19 protein-coding genes and 1 pseudogene are annotated in these 15,982 nt (G+C 39.3%); 7 read left to right on the top strand and 13 right to left on the bottom strand.

Going from position 1 to position 15,982, the window contains the following annotated elements; all coding sequences use genetic code 11:
* The first annotated feature begins 36 nt into the window (after positions 1 to 36).
* On the top strand, positions 37 to 192 hold the full coding sequence (locus tag AB5I83_RS03915; protein WP_448972952.1) for a hypothetical protein: 156 nt from the start codon (positions 37 to 39) through the stop codon (positions 190 to 192).
* Between the two features lie 70 nt (positions 193 to 262).
* Here AB5I83_RS03915 and AB5I83_RS03910 read toward each other — a convergent pair whose 3' ends face one another.
* Together AB5I83_RS03910 and AB5I83_RS03905 are read right to left on the bottom strand one after the other, a co-directional pair.
* Entirely contained in the window at positions 263 to 505 is a 243-nt protein-coding gene (locus tag AB5I83_RS03910) for a hypothetical protein (RefSeq protein ID WP_167832490.1), read from the bottom strand.
* 268 nt (positions 506 to 773) lie between these two features.
* On the bottom strand, positions 774 to 962 hold the full coding sequence (locus AB5I83_RS03905) for a hypothetical protein (RefSeq protein ID WP_448972950.1): 189 nt from the start codon (positions 960 to 962) through the stop codon (positions 774 to 776).
* A gap of 282 nt (positions 963 to 1,244) precedes the next feature.
* Between AB5I83_RS03905 and AB5I83_RS03900 the strand changes: the two genes are divergently transcribed.
* The gene (locus AB5I83_RS03900; RefSeq protein WP_448972949.1) at positions 1,245 to 1,493 is read left to right on the top strand and encodes a hypothetical protein; all 249 of its coding nucleotides are present in this window, start codon (positions 1,245 to 1,247) and stop codon (positions 1,491 to 1,493) included.
* Positions 1,494 to 1,734: 241 nt separating this feature from the next.
* Here the strand turns inward: AB5I83_RS03900 and AB5I83_RS03895 are convergent, their stop codons facing one another.
* The 4 genes from AB5I83_RS03895 to AB5I83_RS03880 all read right to left on the bottom strand — a co-directional run bounded on the left by AB5I83_RS03895 (position 1,735) and on the right by AB5I83_RS03880 (position 5,179).
* Positions 1,735 to 2,667 carry a c-type cytochrome gene (locus AB5I83_RS03895; protein WP_448972947.1) on the bottom strand — a complete coding sequence of 311 codons (933 nt, stop codon included), beginning with the start codon at positions 2,665 to 2,667 and terminating at the stop codon, positions 1,735 to 1,737.
* 143 nt (positions 2,668 to 2,810) lie between these two features.
* Complete coding sequence (locus tag AB5I83_RS03890) at positions 2,811 to 3,239, bottom strand: ferritin-like domain-containing protein (protein WP_448972945.1); 429 nt, start codon at positions 3,237 to 3,239, stop codon at positions 2,811 to 2,813.
* Between the two features lie 64 nt (positions 3,240 to 3,303).
* Positions 3,304 to 3,894 (bottom strand): class I SAM-dependent methyltransferase, encoded by a 591-nt coding sequence (locus tag AB5I83_RS03885; protein ID WP_448973910.1) that lies wholly within the window; start codon positions 3,892 to 3,894, stop codon positions 3,304 to 3,306.
* Positions 3,895 to 4,045: 151 nt separating this feature from the next.
* Positions 4,046 to 5,179, bottom strand: coding sequence for a zinc-dependent alcohol dehydrogenase (locus AB5I83_RS03880; protein WP_448972943.1), 1,134 nt, complete (start codon positions 5,177 to 5,179; stop codon positions 4,046 to 4,048).
* A 146-nt stretch (positions 5,180 to 5,325) separates the two neighbouring features.
* Between AB5I83_RS03880 and AB5I83_RS03875 the strand changes: the two genes are divergently transcribed.
* Both AB5I83_RS03875 and AB5I83_RS03870 read left to right on the top strand, forming a co-directional pair.
* Entirely contained in the window at positions 5,326 to 5,526 is a 201-nt protein-coding gene (locus tag AB5I83_RS03875; protein ID WP_448972941.1) for a hypothetical protein, read from the top strand.
* 3 nt (positions 5,527 to 5,529) lie between these two features.
* Positions 5,530 to 5,781, top strand: coding sequence for a sigma-G-dependent sporulation-specific acid-soluble spore protein CsgA (locus AB5I83_RS03870; RefSeq protein WP_448972940.1), 252 nt, complete (start codon positions 5,530 to 5,532; stop codon positions 5,779 to 5,781).
* Between the two features lie 98 nt (positions 5,782 to 5,879).
* Here AB5I83_RS03870 and AB5I83_RS03865 read toward each other — a convergent pair whose 3' ends face one another.
* On the bottom strand, positions 5,880 to 6,740 hold the full coding sequence (locus AB5I83_RS03865) for a YihY/virulence factor BrkB family protein (RefSeq protein ID WP_280847148.1): 861 nt from the start codon (positions 6,738 to 6,740) through the stop codon (positions 5,880 to 5,882).
* A 346-nt stretch (positions 6,741 to 7,086) separates the two neighbouring features.
* Positions 7,087 to 7,842 carry a TraR/DksA C4-type zinc finger protein gene (locus tag AB5I83_RS03860; RefSeq protein ID WP_226642007.1) on the bottom strand — a complete coding sequence of 252 codons (756 nt, stop codon included), beginning with the start codon at positions 7,840 to 7,842 and terminating at the stop codon, positions 7,087 to 7,089.
* Positions 7,843 to 7,993: 151 nt separating this feature from the next.
* Here AB5I83_RS03860 and AB5I83_RS03855 point away from each other — a divergent pair, with 151 nt between their 5' ends.
* On the top strand, positions 7,994 to 8,773 hold the full coding sequence (locus tag AB5I83_RS03855; protein WP_448972938.1) for a hypothetical protein: 780 nt from the start codon (positions 7,994 to 7,996) through the stop codon (positions 8,771 to 8,773).
* An 86-nt stretch (positions 8,774 to 8,859) separates the two neighbouring features.
* On the opposite strand, the gene AB5I83_RS03850 is transcribed toward AB5I83_RS03855, so the two are convergent.
* The 4 genes and pseudogenes from AB5I83_RS03850 to AB5I83_RS03835 form a co-directional block, all read right to left on the bottom strand.
* A complete protein-coding gene (locus AB5I83_RS03850) occupies positions 8,860 to 9,639 on the bottom strand; it encodes a LysM peptidoglycan-binding domain-containing protein (protein WP_448972936.1) in 780 nt (259 codons plus the stop codon).
* Between the two features lie 365 nt (positions 9,640 to 10,004).
* Positions 10,005 to 11,882, bottom strand: coding sequence for a formate dehydrogenase subunit alpha (gene fdhF / locus AB5I83_RS03845; RefSeq protein ID WP_448973908.1), 1,878 nt, complete (start codon positions 11,880 to 11,882; stop codon positions 10,005 to 10,007).
* A gap of 24 nt (positions 11,883 to 11,906) precedes the next feature.
* A pseudogene (locus AB5I83_RS03840) lies at positions 11,907 to 12,065 on the bottom strand (hypothetical protein); the annotation flags it as partial.
* Between the two features lie 199 nt (positions 12,066 to 12,264).
* Positions 12,265 to 14,424 carry a PAS domain S-box protein gene (locus tag AB5I83_RS03835; protein WP_448972934.1) on the bottom strand — a complete coding sequence of 720 codons (2,160 nt, stop codon included), beginning with the start codon at positions 14,422 to 14,424 and terminating at the stop codon, positions 12,265 to 12,267.
* Positions 14,425 to 14,762: 338 nt separating this feature from the next.
* Between AB5I83_RS03835 and yhfH the strand changes: the two genes are divergently transcribed.
* Positions 14,763 to 14,894, top strand: a complete 132-nt coding sequence (gene yhfH / locus AB5I83_RS03830; RefSeq protein WP_167832475.1) for a protein YhfH — start codon at positions 14,763 to 14,765, stop codon at positions 14,892 to 14,894.
* Positions 14,895 to 15,274: 380 nt separating this feature from the next.
* Here the strand turns inward: yhfH and AB5I83_RS03825 are convergent, their stop codons facing one another.
* A complete protein-coding gene (locus tag AB5I83_RS03825; protein WP_448972933.1) occupies positions 15,275 to 15,541 on the bottom strand; it encodes a hypothetical protein in 267 nt (88 codons plus the stop codon).
* A 198-nt stretch (positions 15,542 to 15,739) separates the two neighbouring features.
* Here AB5I83_RS03825 and AB5I83_RS03820 point away from each other — a divergent pair, with 198 nt between their 5' ends.
* Entirely contained in the window at positions 15,740 to 15,910 is a 171-nt protein-coding gene (locus AB5I83_RS03820) for a hypothetical protein (RefSeq protein WP_448972931.1), read from the top strand.
* The last annotated feature ends 72 nt before the right edge of the window (positions 15,911 to 15,982 follow it).

Here is a 15,982-nt window from a genome sequence, read left to right as displayed (position 1 = left end):
ATACAAAATACCAAATAGTTGCAGGAGGATGAGAAAATGGATCAAAAACAAAAGAACCCTAAAGATTTCAATGAGGAAAATGAACAACACAGTATGGTTTGCAATGACCAGTTATTTTTTCAGGAATTAAAAATTGCTGCTGAAGAGGCTGAAAGAGACCGCATCGATACAGACCCAGATAAAGCGAAATAAAAAAGAGAAAGGCAAAATCGCCTTTCTCTTCCTATTGCAGTTAGTCACACAAGCATTTACGCAAAGTTCTTTAACTAATGAATCGGTCTCTTTCCGCTGCATCTTCTTCCCGCTGGGCTTCCCGTTCCTCGTACCAAAATTTAATATGGGTTAAGATTGAGAAAACAAGGAAAAAGTTCATAGACCAGACACTTACAAACGGGGCCATCCCTCCGAACTCAATCGTCTCATACTGTTTTAAAACCATCACAATATATGACTCAATGAACACAAGGACAAAGCCGGCTACACCTGCAATTGCCATTCGCATCATAATCAATAACCACCTTATCGTATTATCAGATTATTTAAATAATACGATTTATTATCGATTAGCGCAACTGTTTTGTTCACTAATTCGCCATAATTGCACATTGACAATTTGACATAGTACTTTTTACCCACAAGCCGAATGCACGCTTGATTACTTTCTCCATCAAATTAGAGTATGATCTAAACTCTATTCCGAAGTACCAGTGAAAAAATCACCGGAAAAGGATATTAGATAAGTGCCCGTAAATATTTTGGATTCAAGGGGAGCCTTATCTATTTAATTTCTTTTGCTTTTGCATGATTTCAAACGACTTTTCGATAATATCTGTCAAAACATCGCCTTTATATATTCTGCCGATTTTTGTATTTTCCTGATAATATTCGACAATCTCATCAAGCTTATCTGATGTTTCCTTTGACACTCTTACATTTAATTGAATTCTCTGGGCTTCATTCATGGAATTGATTTCCCTCCAAATCCTGCTGCTTCTAAACAAAAATATAATTCATCACACTGCTAGCAGTTTGATATTATGTAGATATATGTCGCTAACCAACGAACCTTATTTTAACATAATCTATCATCTTACAACACTATGTCGTAATAAATACCGGTTTCCCTTTATTCTTTTAGGGTATTGGATATGGAGAATGGATTGATCTGTACTATTCGCAAAATGGATGAAATAGAAGCGTCAAATCTTGCCCCCTATTAATTCCGAGAGACATGGAGACATTCTATGAAGCTTACACATTGGTCGTACACAAAGAGATATAATATCAAGGGTCAATTTGATATTTTCCCTAACTCGGTTGTGATATTCCGTCAAATTAAGGATTACTACTTTGTCTATACCGTTAATTGGTCATTAAGTGATCCGGTTGTCTCGAAATCTGATTTACAGGAAATGGAAAGGTTGCTAAATTCAGAACTCGGTACCATTGAAAGCTACTGCCAGAGGAAATTCTTAAGGAACGATTCCGAATGATTTAACTTATTTAAAATTAACCATTTACATTTAAATTCATTTCATTTCCCTTAAGACAGAGGGAATTTGATACAGTCATCCCTTTATCAAAAAAAGATTGGATCCTGCTATGTCCAATGGTCAGCATTGTTCTCAAAAGTGTTTATGTCTCACACAAGCTAGGTTACCTTGCTGTTTATAATGGGGGAATTATAAAATGGACCAGCACCTGTAAATTTACAGGTGCTGGTTCTTTCGTTCATTAATTTTTTATCGTGAGCATTGCTTCCCAATCAATTGTACCGTTTTTAACTTGCTCACGTTTTTCCTTATTCATGATGTCTGCCGGCCTTCCGCCTTTAGGCCAGTCACCTTCATGGCCTTCGAATTCAGGTCGATCATGGGAAAGAATATAGGCGGCCAAATCGATCGCTTGCTGGTCAGTTAACGTTCCACCCTGTCCTTTGGGCATATTCTTCTGAACGTAACCTGCCATTTTTGTCAGTCTTGACATTCCTGCACCGTCATTGAATGAATTTTCTCCCCAAACTGCTGGTCCTGTATTCGTTCCAGTACCCGATCCATCAGCAGCATGACAGCTGGCACATGATTGTGCGTATAGCTTTTCACCATCTTCAACACTTGGAACTGGGTATTGCTTAGGTTCTTTAGGCGCCCTCCAAGGAAGGTCCGCACCAGCCGGTACACCTTCTGACATGTATTGCAGGTAAGCGATCATTGCACGCATTTCCTTGCTGTCAGTAGGGAGCATTTTTCCATTCATGCTGCGGATCATACATCCATTGATCCGGTCTTCAAGGGTGTAAACCTCGCCTTCACGCGGCCTGTAATCTGGATAGACTGCAGAAAGTCCAATCATCGGTGCTTCTTCTTTCACCGTGCCTCCATTTGCATGACAGCTGGCACAAGAAAGGTTATTGCCGACGTATTCGTCGGCTACAGTATTTGTTTCCATTACTAGCTCATGTCCATACTTAATGCTTTCACCAAGAGGACCATCAGGTACGTCCTCCATGCTTGGCGGGTTGAATTCAATTTCCTTGCTTGTACTCTCAGTTTTTTGCTGAGGCGCACTTGCTGATTCAGCTGGTCCAAGGTCCTGGCTAATTTTCCAGCCAACAAATAATGATCCAATGATTAAAAATCCAATGATAATTGCGAGACTATTTTTCATCTTTTTTCCTCCTTATGTAGAAATATGCTAATCACTTTTCCTATACCCATTCTAGTATAGGTAACACCGTTGTTTTCACATTAAATATGTAGAAATAGTGAAAACTATAAAAATAGAAAAAAGGAGCTGGATTTCTCCAACTCCTACTTTTCTTTTCCGATATAATAGAGGAACCACACAGCGTGGTTTTGTTCATCAAAAGCTGCACGCCTGAACACTTCTTTTATGACTGGGTCAGTAGCGTCATCTGCTATTTCGTGATAAAAATCAGTCGTTTTTTGCTCATCCTTGAAAGATGATTCTAGTCCTTGCCTATACGTCTCACTGCATTTTTCGGTCATCTGCAGCTGTGGCTGCTTCCCTGTTAATGTTGTATACATTTGTGTAAATTGACGCAAGTGCCTTTTCTCATCATCAAGTATTTCTTTGATTTGGTCCCTCTGTTCTGCATCAGGAGCAAGCCCAGCTAGCTTTTCATAGCATCTTGTTGCACTGTATTCACCATTAATAGCTTTTATCAGGTCACGAATAAGCTTTTGGTTCTGTCTGTAATGGTCATAATAAGGATACATGTCAAACCTCCCCAAACTATTTTTATTAGTCTATGGAGAGGATAAAAAGGTGTGCCTGGTCAGCTTATTCTGGATTCACTCCCTCGTATTCAACAAAAATACCTTTAAGGTACTTCTTTTCTTTCACCATCTCGATACCAGATTCCTTCATATAGTTCCCTGTATCCCTGTTCAAATGGCACCCATCACACAGCCTTTTCCACGCAGGAGTAAGGATATCCTGAAGGAAAGCAAGCGATTTCGATTCCGTTCTTACATGCTCAAAAAGGACGATTTTCCCGCCTTTTTTACACACTCTTCTCACTTCCTTAAATACCTTATCCGGCTCGCTTACAGAACATAGGACAAGTGTGGCTACAACAATATCAAACTCCCCATCCTTAAATGGAAGGGTTTCTGCACTCCCTTGATGGAATTCGACAGGTAGTTCAAATTCTTTCGCTCTGCCTTTTGCCTGTTTAAGCATATAGGGATTTGGCTCCAATGAAACTAGCCTTTCCACCTTTTCCTTTGAATAATAAGGGAAATTCGCTCCTGTTCCTGCGCCAATTTCCAGTATATTTCCCTCTAATCCAGAAACAATTTTTTTACGGACCCTCACAATCCATTTCTTCTCGAGAGGTCCCATAAGTTGATCATAAAAAGAAGCAAACATTTTTCCCAATATCCGTACTCCTAACTATCCCTTTTTCTCCATTATAATAAAGAAGGTCCTGGAAAAGCTATTGCTAATCCAGGACCTCACTATTGTTCCAAGGTTATCAATTACCCTTCTCGTTGTTATTGGCTGTTCACTCCAAAGTACTTTAAGGCTTCAAAACTACCTTGATACAGTTGTCTTTTCGCTCATTGAACATCTCATATCCTTTTGCTGCATCCTCTAGCGGAATCTTATGGGTGATAATATCAGTCGGGTCAAATTCTCCGTTCGTGACCATATCGAATAGTTTCGGCATGTAGTGAATTACCGGAGCCTGTCCCATTTTCATTGTGATATTGCGTTCGAAGAATCTTCCAAGCGGGAACATATTGTATCGTAATCCATAAACACCCGTTATTTGAAGAGTTCCAAATTTCCTTATTGCTGTATGGGCTATTTCAAGAGCAGAGAGTGTTCCTCCCTGAAGCTTCAATTTTTGTTCTACCTTTTCCACTACAGACTTTTTTCCATCCATTCCTACACAATCAATCACGACATCCGCTCCGCCGTCCGTCAAGTTTTGCAGGAATTGTCCTGGATCATCTTCCTGGGTAAAATCAAAGATCTCAACATTGTTGGTTTTTTTAGCATGCATAAGCCTGTAGTCGAGGTGATCGACAGCGATGACTCTTTTTGCCCCTTTCATCCAAGCGAATTTCTGAGTCATCAATCCAATCGGCCCGCTGCCGAGCACAATTACCGTATCCCCTTTTTTTACACCTGCGTGCTCTACACTCCACCATGCCGTAGGGATGACATCAGAGAGAAACAGGAGCGACTCATCTTCTAGCTCACATGATTCAGGAACCACAAAAGATGTAAAATCAGCGTAGGGCACTTTTAAATATTCTGCCTGTCCACCCGGATGATTACCATATTGCTCTGTATAACCAAAATAGCCCCCCGTATCCTTGTAATCATTGGTGTTATCACACTGGCTTTCCATCTGATTCTGGCAATAAAAGCACTCACCACAAGAAACGTTGAAAGGAATGACCACTCGATCCCCTTTTTTCAACTTTTTCACTCCAGGACCCACTTCTTCTACTATTCCCATCGGTTCATGTCCGATGATATAGCCTGGACTTAATGGCATATTACCTTGATAAAGATGAAGGTCCGATCCGCAAATTGCCGTTGAAGTAATTTTCACAATCATATCTTGTTCATGTTCAATCTTTGGTGCTTCTACATTTTTAACTTGAACGTCCTTAGAACCTTGATAAGTAACTGCTTTCATACATTCGCCACCCCATTCCTATTATGTGCATTTTATGTTTCCCTGGAAGGAACAATAGAAAACACATATGGAAGATTTTCCAATAATTAGCTTTGCACATAAATTACTCTTTAATAAAGCAACTTATAGTATGGAGGTGTTACAAAATGGAGCCTAAAAAGCCCGGAAATAAAAGACTGCCTGACTTCAAGGAAATGACAGACAGAGTAATCGCAGAGCCCGCAATAGGGCCACAGCTAGTAATCAAAACAAATCTGGATCCCAGTGATGCAACCGAGGAAAATCCATACTTCAAAAATGAACAAATGACTGATTCTGAACAATTCAAAGAGTATTTCAAGGAGTAGACAATGGAAAAAACACAGGCTTATTTACGCGAAATCATATCCAACTATACAGAGACCTATCCACTTAGCAAGAAAATTTACAATCGATTAGAAAAAGGCGATTATCCGTCTGAAGGTGACTTTGTCAAAGATCTAACCGCCGAAGAAATCGAATTTTTGAATAAAATTCTCCCTGATGCAATCGAATATGCAAGAAACGAAGTCGATGAAATACGCGCACAGCAATTAAATGAAGTTTACGAATTACTCTATTGAACAGTTGAAAGAATACTTTCCACCTTTTTTCCGTTAAAAGGATAAAAAAAACAGCAGAAAACTGCTGTTTTTTCTATTACTCTTTACACAAATCCAATTTAAGCATTGACTGATTCTGCATGCTCTTCAACTTGCTCTTCACCTGTCTTGTCCCTATGGTAAATAGCATTGATCTCACCACCAAGAACAAGAGCGAGTCCCGTCAAAAACAGCCAGAGCATCAAGACGATGACACCACCGATACTTCCATATGTGGCTGAATAGTTCCCGAAATTACTGACGTAAAAGGAAAATCCTAGAGAAATCAGCTGCCAGACAATTGTCGCGAATATAGCTCCGGGAATGACATGCTTGAAAGGATAATGTTTATTTGGTGCTAATCGATATAATCCTGCTAATACCGCAGACATTACGACAATCGCGATAATCCACCTTACAATGTTGAACACAATATCATATGGCTCTGGAATTTGGATGATCGATTCTACTGTATCCAATATTACTTTTCCAAAGACAGGCAAGAGGAGTGCAACGACAAACGCCAGGATTAGACCGAATGTCAGCATGATTGATATCAGTCTTGCCTTAATGAATGATCTCGTTTCCTCAACATCAAACGCAATATTCATCGCTCTAATGAAAGCGTTCATCCCATTGGATGCAGACCATATCGTCCCAATGATACCAAATGTAAGCAGACCGCCATTTCGTTCGCTAACTAATTTGACAACATTATCTCTTAATAATTCAGCTGACTGTGAAGGCAATAAGGAATTCACGACATTCATTGCTTTCTGGGGGTCGATATTCAAATAAGGCACGATTGCAATCAATAGAATCAGTAATGGGAACAATGCCAGCATATAATAGTACGCCTGTTGGGCAGCAAGGCCTGTAGCTCGGTCTTTTTTCAGTTCTCCCATTAAACTCTTGCCATAATACTTAAGTTTATTTTTCAATTAAGATTCACCTCTCATAGACAATTCAGTATGCTTGTCTTTTCCCTTTCATGAGAGGTTTTAATCCTGACAAAATATCCAAAAGATGTTCAAGAACAATAAGCGCAAGCGCCTTGTCCAGCCCCGACAAGCGCTGGAGGGCCTGACAGTAAAGTCGTTCTTTGACTTCATTGACAGGACCGAAGCGTCTCGAGGGGCTAGGCGCTGGAGCTGGATTAAGATACCCTATAGAGTAACCCGCACAAAATACTTTTATAATTTCCTATACATTAAAAAAAGACCATTTCTGGTCTTTTTTAATCTTTTCGAAAAATCTGTTGCTTGCCAACATCTATTTTCCAGAGAACTATTTATCGTCCTCTACATATGGGTCATGTTCATAAGCAGGCAGGTCGCCAAATGTTGTCATGATTCCCTCTTCATCCAGTTCGCTTTCGTATTTCTCGTGCTGCTTATTCGGATATACGGTCACTTCCTTGCCTGTTATATCGTTGCCAATGAAATTTTCAAAGTCTTCAACATATCCTACATTTTCTTCAGATTCAATATAGGTGTCATTATAGTGAGCCTGAGGCGTCATAAAATCAGATGGTGTTTCCGAAGTTCCCCAGCTTGAAACCTCTTGCCATGCATCTTCTGCATCATAGGCAACATTTTCATCCTTGTTATCCAAATCAAATTTTCCAAAAGGAGGCATTAGCACACCTTCTTCTATTGGCCGGTTATGGGAAACGGTCCGGTCTGGAGTATGTTCTACACAAAATGTCGTCTCTGGTACTGCCTGAAGTCGTTCATACGGAATCTCTCGCCCACAGGTCTCGCATCTGCCATATGTTCCTTTTTCAATGGCCTGGACAGCTTTCTCTATACTTTGGATTTGGTATTCAATATGATCATTCAGTGCGATATCTTTCTCCCGTTCATATAGCTCAGTTCCCTCATCACCTGGATGGTTATCATAACTTGAAAGCTCGCCAGTTGACTCATGTGCATGGCCGCTTCTTAGGTCAAAATGGTCATTCCCGTCAAGATGGGACTCAAGATCTTGTTTATTTTTGAGAAGCTCTGCCTTGAATGCCGACAGTTGCCCTTTTGTTAGCATAACAGCTGCTCCTTTCTGTAGTGCAGTTTTTATTAGCTTGCTGCATTCTGCTGCATTTAATAAAAGGTAATAAGTGTTATCTTTTGAGCAGGTACCACATTTTCAGTAGAAGTCATACTATATATGACAACTTATTATAGGAGTGATGCCTATGCCTTTATTTGTAAATGGATTGATGTCACCACAGGTTTATAGCAACAATGGTGAAATCACTGAAAAGAACAACCAGGAGAAGTACCGTCTCAATTATTTACAAGAAATTCTAAATGAGCAGCAAAAGCTGAATGATGAATTGACAGATAACGTTACAAAATTTGATCGTTCCCTGGAGCAAAACAGAAAAGAACATACTACTCAATTTCAGAAAATGGTTTCCTTATTGGCAAAACAGGAGGACTTTTCAGAGAAAGTCATGGAAAATATCTCAGAACAAAAGGAATCCACAACTGTAATCGATGATAAGCTGGTTAAACTCGAAAAAATGCACGACGAATTCTATAAGGAACTTGAGAATCGTGAACTGACAAGCGAGGCTATTTTAAACCAACTTGCCTATCAACAATCCATGATTCAGGAACTGAACCGTAAGCTTTTGGAATATGAAGATGTGACTGAAGCTTTAGTACTTCAGGCTCAAAAACAGGAAGAATTGCATGATATGCTTGCAAAACATGCAGATTTGCAAGGAATCTTCCATGAAACGATCATGGAGCGGCTCGGAAAACAGGATGCTGCAGGAGAAACAATGAATGAACAACTTTACGAAATTAAGACCTCTATTTCACAAAAAGCGAACATTATCCTTGAAAAAATCGAAGAACAATACTCCAGATTCACACAGTTTTTCTTAAGTCTTATCATGCCCAATATCACTCAAAAGAAAGTTATCAATGGAAAAACGTTTAAAACTAAAGCAAAACAGGAAAAATAAAAAAACTACACCTCCAATTGTTAAGTATCTCTAACAATTGGGGTGCAGTTTAAATTTACATTTGCATTTACATTTTCAAAAAGTCTTTAGTCCACAATCGTTACTTTCACTTGTTTTCTTCCCCACTGAAGTGCTCCACTTTGAGTTGGGATAAAGACATCGATTCGATTTCCTTTAATAGCTCCGCCAATGTCTTCAGCTGTAGCATAGCCATAGCCTTCAACATATACTTTAGATCCTAAAGGAATGACAGTTGGATCAACGGCAATTACTTTTGCATCAGGGTTAGCTTTCAAATTCACACCTGTCTTGGTAATTCCTGAGCACCCCGCGCAATTTGCTGTGTAAGCCGTTGCTTCAACAGTCATTTGCTTTGATGACGCTGCAGGCTTTGTTGCAGCAGGTTTTGCTTTTACCTGGCTTGCCGGTGCGGCTGCAGTTGTATTTGTAGCTGCCGGTGTTGCAGCAGGCTTCGCATCGTTCGTTTTCTCAACCTTCATTTCAGCTGGCATATTTGTATAAACAGCCAGGCTCATTCCTGGATGGATAAGGTCAGAGGATAATTTATTCCAATCTTTAAGATCATTTACTGTAACACCATAAGCCTTTGCAATACTCCAAAGCGTATCGCCTTTTCTGACTTGTGCATATTTAATAGGTGAAACTTCTAGTAAGTCGTTTGGATGAATGATATCACTTTTTAAGTTATTCCATTTTTTAAGTGATTCTACTGTTACGTCGTATTCCTTAGAAATACCCCAAAGTGTATCCCCCTTATGTACGACGATTTCCTCTGCCTGTGCTTGTGTTCCGGCAGCTCCAGAAATTGCCGCTGCTGCAACCAAAGATAATAATGACTTTTTCATTTGTTTGCCTCCCATCGGCTAATTTTTATCACGTGAATTATCGTAACATAGAATTTCGGTACAAAAAGAACAAGCATATTTAAATTGGATTACGAGAATAACAGAATTATAACGAGAACATGTCATATTAACTGAATATTCGGTTAAAATAAAACTTTCGTAGGAATAATTTCTAGTTAGTTTGAAAATTATTCTATTGTTTTCTTGAAAAACCATATTTTTCTTATATACTTCGAGTTCATAAATTAAAAGAAGTTGTTGTTCATGACTATAAACTTACCCATAAATTATGATCGGACTGAGAGTTTCTCTGAACATTAAAAAAGCTAAAATCCTTCATAAAGGATTTTAGCTTTTTACCTTTCCTATACGATTGTTTCAATCTTTACGGCACATGCCTTAAATTCTGCAGTACCTGAAATTGGATCATACTCATTCAGTGTTAGTACATTCGTCGGTACCTCGGACCAGTGGAAACTCATGAAAACGAGACCTGGCACAACCTGCTCCGTTATTTTCGCCTTAACTTCAAGAGTACCGCGACGTGAACTTACTTTTACGAGATCTCCATCATTTATACCTAGTCGGGTCGCATCTTCCGGATGGACATCCAGGGTTTCTTCAGTTTGCTTGATTTTCACCCCTGCTGCATAATGCCTGGTTTGGGTATGAGTATTATATGACTCATACCTCCTTCCAGTCGTCAGGGTGAAAGGGTATTGTTCATCCGGCTGTTCTAATGGTGGCGTAAAATCGACTGGCACAAAACTAGAACGCTTCTCATTTTCTTTTTCGGCGTGGAATCTTTCATGAAGTACTTTCGTGCCTGGATGATTCTCATCTGGGCAAGGATAATGAATTCCATACTCTTTTTCAAGGCGTGCGTATGAGATGCCCCCGTACATCTCCCAGGCAAGTGCTCTTACTTCATTCCAAATCTCTTCACTAGAACTATATTCCATATGATAGCCCATTCTAGTCGATAGTTCACACAATATCTCCCAATCTTCTTTCACACCAGGCTGGGCAGCAACCGCCGTGCGTACACGCTGAACCCTCCTGTCTGTATTGGTGTATGTCCCGTCAACTTCGCCCCATGACTTGGCAGGCAGCACAACATCTGCCATCTCGGCTGTTTCTGTCATGAAAATATCCTGGACGATAAGTAAATCAAGCTTTTCTAATAAGCTTCTCGTATGGTTCATATGAACATCTGCTACTAGCGGATTTTCCCCTATGCAATACAAGGCCTTAATATCACCCGATTCAATTTTATCGAAAGTCCTTGTCTGGGTATCACCAACTTTTTTGCTGATTTCCATATTCCATGCTTTCTCGAAACGTGTACGGTATTCGTCATGCAGTAAGCTGACTGCACCTGTAAGCTGGTTCGGCAAGCATCCCATGTCTCCGGCACCCTGGACATTATTCTGTCCTCTTAAAGGCATGATGCCCGCCCCTCTTTTGCCAATTTGGCCAGTAAGCAGAGCAAGATTGGCGATATCGAATACATTGTTCACTCCACAGTGATGTTCTGTAATACCAAGTGTGTAGGCGATCATAGCCTTGTTGGAATTTGCATACAGACGGGCAATTTCCACGATATCTTCTGCCGCCAAACCGGTGATTTCCGCTGAATATTCTGGTGTATAGCGCTCGACCTTCGACTGCAAAATATCAAAATCCTCAGTATGTCTGCCGATGAATCCCTGGTCATACAGCTTTTCTTTTATGATAATTCGAATCATGGCGTTAATCAGTGCAATATCTGTCCCTACATTAATTTGCAAGTGTTTATGGGCAGACTTGACCATGTCAATTTTTCTTGGGTCTATGACAATGATCTTAAGACCGCCCTTGGCAGCCTTTTTCATTCTATTACCTATGATTGGATGTGCTTCGGTTGTGTTGGAACCCATAAGCAAAAGCACTTCTGCTTCATCTATATCTTCCAATGTATTAGTCGGGAAACCGCTTCCAAAAACAGTCGCCAGACCGGCGACACTTGGAGCGTGTCAGGTTCGGTTACAACCATCAATATTATTACTACCGATAGTAGTCCTCATGAACTTTTGTGTAATATAATTTGATTCATTGGTAGTACGTGCGCATGCAAACATTGAAATGGAGTCCGGTCCAAAATCGGTTTTAATACCAGTTAATCGACTTGAAATGTAGTTATAAGCTTCTTCCCAGGTAGCCTTTACCAACTCTCCTGCTTTCCTGATCATCGGTGTGTTCAATCTTTTTTGAGCATGGACATATTGATAGCCAAAGGCACCCTTTACACAGGTTTGCCCTTTATTTACAGGTGCCTCCTTGTCTCCCCTGATTTTCACTATCCTGTTATTTTCTACATCCAATATTAAACCGCAGCCTGTTCCACAATAACCACAGACCGTCTTGACCTGGCTAATCGATGACATAGCTTCCCCTCCGGTATATATTTTAATAAATCCCTTAATTTCATAGTAGTCTAAATTTTCATTGGGATGTAAAAAAATCATCAAAATCTTTGTCATATTTGCAACATTTTATCGACAAAAATTGATACCGAAAGTGAAGATGGAAAAAAAGCAATACAAAAAAGGCAGGATCACTCCTGCCTCATTTTAGTTATTTACATTATGCAGTTTTTGCCGGAAGCATAATCCTAAAAGTAGTTCCTTTGTTTTGCTCGCTTTCAATATAGACCTTACCATTGTGGCTTTCGATAATCTTGAAGCTGACCATCAGGCCGAGTCCATTTCCATTTTTCTTGGTTGTATAAAACGGTTCACCAATTTTCTTCAGTGTTTCCGGCGGAATTCCAACACCTGTATCTTTGATGGAAATTATGACATTGTCATTTTGTATTTCGGTTCTGACTGTTAAATCTCCGCCATCGGGCATTGCTTCAATTCCATTTTTAATGAAATTCAAGAATACTTGCTTCAGACGGTTTTCATCACACTCAATCTGGATGATTTCCTCAGTAACATCAAAATCCAGTTTGACATTTCTTTTCCTAGCTTCGAATTTTAACATTGATACTACATTTTGGACAATCGGAATGATATTTTGCTCCTCAAGCTCGACAGCCTTTGGCTTGGCAAGAACCATGAATTCCTCGACAATGTTATTGACTCTATCAATTTCGTCAAGAATGATTTCAATAAACTCCTGGCGTTGTGGCTCTGTTTCATCTAGCTGCAGGAATTCAGCATATCCTTTCATCGATGTCAGCGGGTTTCTGATTTCATGGGCAACACCAGCAGCCAGCTGTCCGACAGCGGCAAGTTTATCCTGGCGGTGGAGCATTTCTTCTGACTTTTTCTTCTCTGTGATATCATTTCGAATTGCAAGGTACTGATACGGTTTGCCATTTTCATTAAGAAAAGGAACAATCGTAGTAGCCACCCAGTAATAAGACCCATCCTTCGCCCTGTTGCGAATATCCCCTTTCCAAACCTGTCCAGTACCAATGGTTTTCCAAAGATTCTTAAAGAACTCCTTTGAATGCAATCCAGAATTCAATATGCTATGATCTCTACCAATCAATTCTTCCCTGCTGTACTTGGAAATTTCACAGAATTTATCATTCACACTTTTGATAATGCCCTTCTCATCGGTAAAAGCAACGATGGATGATTGATCAAGCGCAAAATTAATATCACTGACTTCTTTCAGTGTTTCTTTCAGGCTCGCCTCAGCCTGCTTCCTTAGTGTAATATCAGAACGAATCGAGACATATTGATATGGCCTTCCTTTACTATTCAAAAAGGGAACAATTGTCGTATCTACCCAATAATAAGAACCATCCTTCTTCTTATTGCGGATTTCTCCCTTCCAAACCTCACCGGAGCCAATCGTTTTCCACATTTCCTTGAAAAATTCCTTTGTATGAAGACCAGAATTCAAAATCGAGTGATTCTGACCTAAAAGTTCACCCTCACTGTAACCTGAGATCTCAATGAACTTTTCATTAACATAAGTAATATTGCCTTTAGGGTCAGTTATTGCAACAATCGCTGATGAGTTTAGAGCATCGGTTATATCTTTCAAGTTCGTATCAGTAACTGCCAGCCTTTTGCTGATTAATGCACTTGAACCGATCAACCCAGCAAGAATGAGTACAGAAATAAAAACAATTAGATAGCTGATTAACGACTCTGGGATTCCCGTCTGTTCGACGATACCGTTCTTCATATTAATAGAAGATGCTCTTGTGAGAAGAAAATGACCTTCAGCAATAGCAGCTGTTACGAAAAGAGCACTTAGCGGTTTAATCCACCCATGGTCTCCTTGAGCAAAACCCTTCGAAAAAAACAGCATCCAAAAGGAAAAGTAGAATGACACGAATACAAGTATAAGAGCAATCAGTAAGATCGATGGTTCATAACTGAAATCGAACCTCATTGAGTACATTCCCAGGATATGGACAACAAGGACTGCCAGCATCATGAACAGGCTTCCAGCGATTAAATTGCTCTTCTTCACCGTCTTGCCCGTCATAGTATAAAAGGCCATCGCTGTAAAAGAAATAACAAGGATAATCGATAATACGGTGATTGGAATTCGATATGAAACAGTGCCATTGATATTCATGGCAAGCATACCAAAGAAGTTCATAACCCAAATCCCAATACCAAGTGAAAATGTCCCACCCAGAAACAAGAACCTCTTATTACGGTCTGAAGATTTAATAAGACTAAACAAATCAAGAGCTGTATATGATGACATCACTGTCAGTAAAATAGCTGCAAGCAATAGTATTGGATTGAAGGATAATTCCGGATTATCCATTTAGGCATCATTCCCCATTTAAAGTTTCATTTCGATTGTATGTTAAAACGGAAAAGAATAAAAGGGGTTATTAAATATAATGTAATAAATTTGTCACTTTTATCTATTGACTTCAAATAAATATGGTAATTATTAGGTCTTTAAACTGTTGTTTTCGAACATAAAAAAAACTCCTTCCTTGCCTTTAAAAAATTGATACCCCAAATAAACCATACGAACAAACACCTATTTTTAAATTTTTTCAAAAAAAGGCTACACAAATATTCTAATAATGTTTATACTGTACTATAACAGGTTAAATAAATATAAATTGTACTATAAAAGGAGGAGTTTTAAGAATGATGAGTCCGGTGGAATTTTTTCGTAACTTGCCAAAAAAGGTGTGCCCTGAATGTGGTGAAGGAATGCAGGAGCAAGCAGAATCATATTTAATGGAATGTGACCGCTGCCTATCGAAAAAAGAAGAGTAAACTAACAAGGCACCTTTCTTGTGAAAGGTGCCTTTTCCAGTCTAGTCGTGAAATAAAATATCTTTGTAATAAAAAAAAGAAGCTCATATGCGAGCTTCTTTCTTAACATCTTAGGAGACCCAACCAGCACCAGCCCAAAACTTTTTTGGAACTATTGAGTTGTATGATCCTCTTACTATAGCCGATGTGTGCTTGTTCCGCATAAAAGGTGCCACTTTAAAAGGGTTCACTTTTATATTGACGACCTTTACAAACACATTTTTCGGTATAATCACCGAGAGACTCATTATTCGCTTTTGTGTTAGCCGTTTCTTCAATTTTGTCATGCATCCCAACTAGCCACTCGCTCTGAATGGAAGCCGCTTTCAGGAACGATGACCCTACACCTGAACTTTGTTGATTTCCTTTAAAATCGGTACCTTCCAAGTATCAATTAATTCCCTTGATACTCTTTTGGTAAGAAGCTTATTTCCAGCGTACAATTCTTTAGTAGGCTGAACGTCTGCTTTTTCCCTTTTGAATACTTCGATTGGAAGAACAACATCATTCTGGTTAACTTGCGAATAGGTATTGATCCCTGCAGCTGGTGATGCTGACTCTTTGAAGATGAACTTGCAACACTTTAGGAATAACCAATTTTCGTTCACTACGGAACGAACACATATGGTTGAGCCTCCTAAGATGTTAATTACTTTCTTTCTACACTTTTATTATACCACCACACCAGGATGTAAACCCTTACATTTGTGACGAATTAGTGTCTTTTCCGATATTTTCGGGTTAAATAAATTGGCCGTATATCCTTTATCTCAATACAAAAACTAGTCTTATCAGGGGGTGAAATCATGGACGCTGAAAAAGATGATTTGAAAAGAGAAAAGGATTCACTCAGTTCAACATATACTCCAAACCAACGATATGTGCCCGGCGGATCAGTTGATGAGCATCGCGATTTTGAAGCAGGAAATATCATTCTAACGGGTGATGAAATAAAACAGCAAAATGAAAATTTATAGGGTCCTCTTCACTTACCATTTATGGCTATGAAAAATACTTTGGAAAAATCCCGTGTAAAAGTCTATACACTT

This window comes from Mesobacillus sp. LC4 (assembly GCF_053543455.1).
Note: the sequence above shows the minus strand (reverse complement) of the source record. Positions and strands in the feature narration are given on the sequence as shown.

What these genes read in the sequence shown, in the direction of transcription:
- AB5I83_RS03915 (WP_448972952.1), top strand. Translation starts at nt 37, where the DNA reads ATGGATCAAAAACAAAAGAACCCTAAAGATTTCAATGAGGAAAATGAA.
- AB5I83_RS03910 (WP_167832490.1), bottom strand. Translation starts at nt 505, where the DNA reads ATGATGCGAATGGCAATTGCAGGTGTAGCCGGCTTTGTCCTTGTGTTC.
- AB5I83_RS03905 (WP_448972950.1), bottom strand. Translation starts at nt 962, where the DNA reads ATGAATGAAGCCCAGAGAATTCAATTAAATGTAAGAGTGTCAAAGGAA.
- AB5I83_RS03900 (WP_448972949.1), top strand. Translation starts at nt 1,245, where the DNA reads ATGAAGCTTACACATTGGTCGTACACAAAGAGATATAATATCAAGGGT.
- AB5I83_RS03895 (WP_448972947.1), bottom strand. Translation starts at nt 2,667, where the DNA reads ATGAAAAATAGTCTCGCAATTATCATTGGATTTTTAATCATTGGATCA.
- AB5I83_RS03890 (WP_448972945.1), bottom strand. Translation starts at nt 3,239, where the DNA reads ATGTATCCTTATTATGACCATTACAGACAGAACCAAAAGCTTATTCGT.
- AB5I83_RS03885 (WP_448973910.1), bottom strand. Translation starts at nt 3,894, where the DNA reads ATGTTTGCTTCTTTTTATGATCAACTTATGGGACCTCTCGAGAAGAAA.
- AB5I83_RS03880 (WP_448972943.1), bottom strand. Translation starts at nt 5,179, where the DNA reads ATGAAAGCAGTTACTTATCAAGGTTCTAAGGACGTTCAAGTTAAAAAT.
- AB5I83_RS03875 (WP_448972941.1), top strand. Translation starts at nt 5,326, where the DNA reads ATGGAGCCTAAAAAGCCCGGAAATAAAAGACTGCCTGACTTCAAGGAA.
- AB5I83_RS03870 (WP_448972940.1), top strand. Translation starts at nt 5,530, where the DNA reads ATGGAAAAAACACAGGCTTATTTACGCGAAATCATATCCAACTATACA.
- AB5I83_RS03860 (WP_226642007.1), bottom strand. Translation starts at nt 7,842, where the DNA reads ATGCTAACAAAAGGGCAACTGTCGGCATTCAAGGCAGAGCTTCTCAAA.
- AB5I83_RS03855 (WP_448972938.1), top strand. Translation starts at nt 7,994, where the DNA reads ATGCCTTTATTTGTAAATGGATTGATGTCACCACAGGTTTATAGCAAC.
- AB5I83_RS03850 (WP_448972936.1), bottom strand. Translation starts at nt 9,639, where the DNA reads ATGAAAAAGTCATTATTATCTTTGGTTGCAGCAGCGGCAATTTCTGGA.
- AB5I83_RS03835 (WP_448972934.1), bottom strand. Translation starts at nt 14,424, where the DNA reads ATGGATAATCCGGAATTATCCTTCAATCCAATACTATTGCTTGCAGCT.
- yhfH (WP_167832475.1), top strand. Translation starts at nt 14,763, where the DNA reads ATGATGAGTCCGGTGGAATTTTTTCGTAACTTGCCAAAAAAGGTGTGC.
- AB5I83_RS03820 (WP_448972931.1), top strand. Translation starts at nt 15,740, where the DNA reads ATGGACGCTGAAAAAGATGATTTGAAAAGAGAAAAGGATTCACTCAGT.